The sequence below is a fragment of the Pseudomonas sp. HY13-MNA-CIBAN-0226 genome (genome assembly GCF_040310305.1).
GTDB classification, from domain to species: Bacteria; Pseudomonadota; Gammaproteobacteria; order Pseudomonadales; family Pseudomonadaceae; genus Aquipseudomonas; species Aquipseudomonas gregormendelii.
The window spans coordinates 1-2,117 of sequence record NZ_JBEOPS010000046.1 but is presented as its reverse complement, the minus strand read 5'-3'; the positions used below and the strand labels follow the sequence as shown (position 1 = coordinate 2,117).

Here is a 2,117-nt window from a genome sequence, read left to right as displayed (position 1 = left end):
TCTTTAGTCCAAATTTTTTCAGGCTTTATGCCCTGCTCTTTTCGCTCATCAATAACTTTGATGGTTGCCGCAACTGAATCAGCTAGTACCGGGTTCAGAAAAGCCGGCTTGCACTGATTCTGGAATGCAACCAAACGACGCTGACCAGCAGAAAGTGCACTTCCTTGGAAACTAACTATCATGATCGAGCCCACACGCCGAGTAGATGTATCAAAATGCCCGAAAAAAGAAATAGGGCGATAGTTTGAATCAGTGCAATGCCCATTGTTAGCGGCGCTTATCAATGAGTCTAAAGAGATAAAAAACGCAGAATACGAAGATCGCTAACGCACCAGCGGCTCTCAGGCATAAGGCGATTATCTCTAGCATTATGCAGCTACCTTGAGGTGGTTAGGCCTGCTGTACCAAGCAGGAATTGCAAGCGGTGCTTTCTCGATTTCACGGCATTGCCTAACAAATACCGGGGCGAATCTACTTGTATCGCAGGCGTTGCGAATGTTGATACCGATTCGGTTAAGTTTTGCAGCGTGGGTATTTACTTGTTTCTTTGTGAAATCAAGCTCTGCGCCCGTCATCCACTCAAGTGCATAGCTCGCAGTTGTGCGTGCTGTGCGAATGTTGTCGCAGATCCCTTCTGCGACGAGTTGCCCACTGATGCTCACGATATCCATAGCGGTCACCTTTAACCGTTCGTCAATTTTTAAAAACTCACTGTGGAGTTCGGCAAGACGCCTTTCGTCAAATAAGCCCCAATAGCAGAGGCCCTCGCGCTGGAGGTATTCACTTTTCAACTCTTGTTCTAAGCGCACTACGCCAAATTGAACGCAGTAGTTTCTCACGCGCATTACGTATGCGAATTCTGGAGATTTATCGCCATAAAGGCGTTTAATTTTTGGGATCAGGTTTTGATCCATTTCAAAAGCCTTGTCATAAGCCTTTCGGTATTGCAGGCGACCACCCTGCCCGTTTCCTTTCGGGGTCCAAGCCACGGTGCGCCCGTTGGGGTACAAAAAACCGATGGAATGCCCGATTCGCTGGCTTGATACGCCTCGGAGGTAAGCAAGAACGTTGCCCTCCCCCATGGAAAGATTTGTAGTTAGGTCGATTCGCTCAATTTTGGCCCCATCGGCGACGCGATCACCTGATTTAGCGCCTGACGCTCCCTGACGGATATCAACGCGAGTGCAACGAGTGAAAGCCGGAAGCCCGTATTCACGCAGTAACGAGTTGTAGACAGAGATACATTGCTCGATTGATTCGAAGCCAAAAAGGTTATCAAGGCGCCCTACTCTGCTGGGGTTTCCTTCGACGCGGACCTTGCGGCCTTGAACGTGGATGGTCACCGACGTGGAATGGCTTGCCTCATGCTTGAAACGAGGCTGCCGAGTGCTGAGCACTTCGTTTGTGTTTGCATCGATTGTTAACGTGAAAACGTCGCACACAACCGGGAGGTCGTGGTCATGCTCCTGTGAAACGGTAAGCCAATCGATGATCATGCGGAGCGTCCTTACACATGCACACAAGTAACATAGGGTCGCAATCTACACATGTGGAACTGCACACGTCAATACGTGTCGACGTGCACACATGTATTATCAGAGGAGTTTTTGATGAACGGTGAAGGCATGGCCACGAATGTGAGATTGACGACTGCGGAGCAAGAAGCTATCCGCAAAAAAGCTATAGAATTCAATAAGATACTGATCAAGAACGGAAAACAGCCGATGCGGGATAGCGAGCTTGTCCATAAAATTCTTGAAAAATCAGTGCCTTACGCAAGGATCACCGAAAGCGGTGAAGTGATAATTGAGTCGGAGTGATGGCTGAAATTGTGGAAAATCACAATAAAGTGGGGGTGTAACAGCACCCCCACTCGCTTCGCTCCTAAAGCCATGGAGGCGTCATGCTGAAAATGTGGGTTTTCATCCTGTTGATCGAGGGCAAACAGCCAGAGGCCGTTACGAGCGACTCAGAGGCAAGCTGTAGACGCGCAATGGCCATTTTGCTAGCTGCACAACGAGAAATGGGGAACACGGCTTGAGGAGCGTGTTACGTCAAGGTCGCTGAAAAATAGGACCTCCGGGACCTATCCGGAAATGGCGCTGGACGTTACGGGA

Annotated in this window: 3 protein-coding genes; 1 reads left to right on the top strand and 2 read right to left on the bottom strand. The window is 49.3% G+C overall.

Annotated elements, in window-relative coordinates:
- A partial coding sequence (locus AAEZ05_RS27615; RefSeq protein ID WP_350649706.1) for a hypothetical protein occupies nt 1-182 on the bottom strand: 182 nt, incomplete at its 3' end.
- Between the two features lie 186 nt (nt 183-368).
- On the bottom strand, nt 369-1,496 hold the full coding sequence (locus AAEZ05_RS27610) for a phage/plasmid replication domain-containing protein (RefSeq protein WP_350649704.1): 1,128 nt from the start codon (nt 1,494-1,496) through the stop codon (nt 369-371).
- A gap of 114 nt (nt 1,497-1,610) precedes the next feature.
- On the opposite strand from AAEZ05_RS27610, the gene AAEZ05_RS27605 reads away from it, so the two are divergent.
- Nucleotides 1,611-1,820, top strand: coding sequence for a hypothetical protein (locus tag AAEZ05_RS27605; protein ID WP_350649702.1), 210 nt, complete (start codon nt 1,611-1,613; stop codon nt 1,818-1,820).
- Nucleotides 1,821-2,117: the final 297 nt, after the last annotated feature.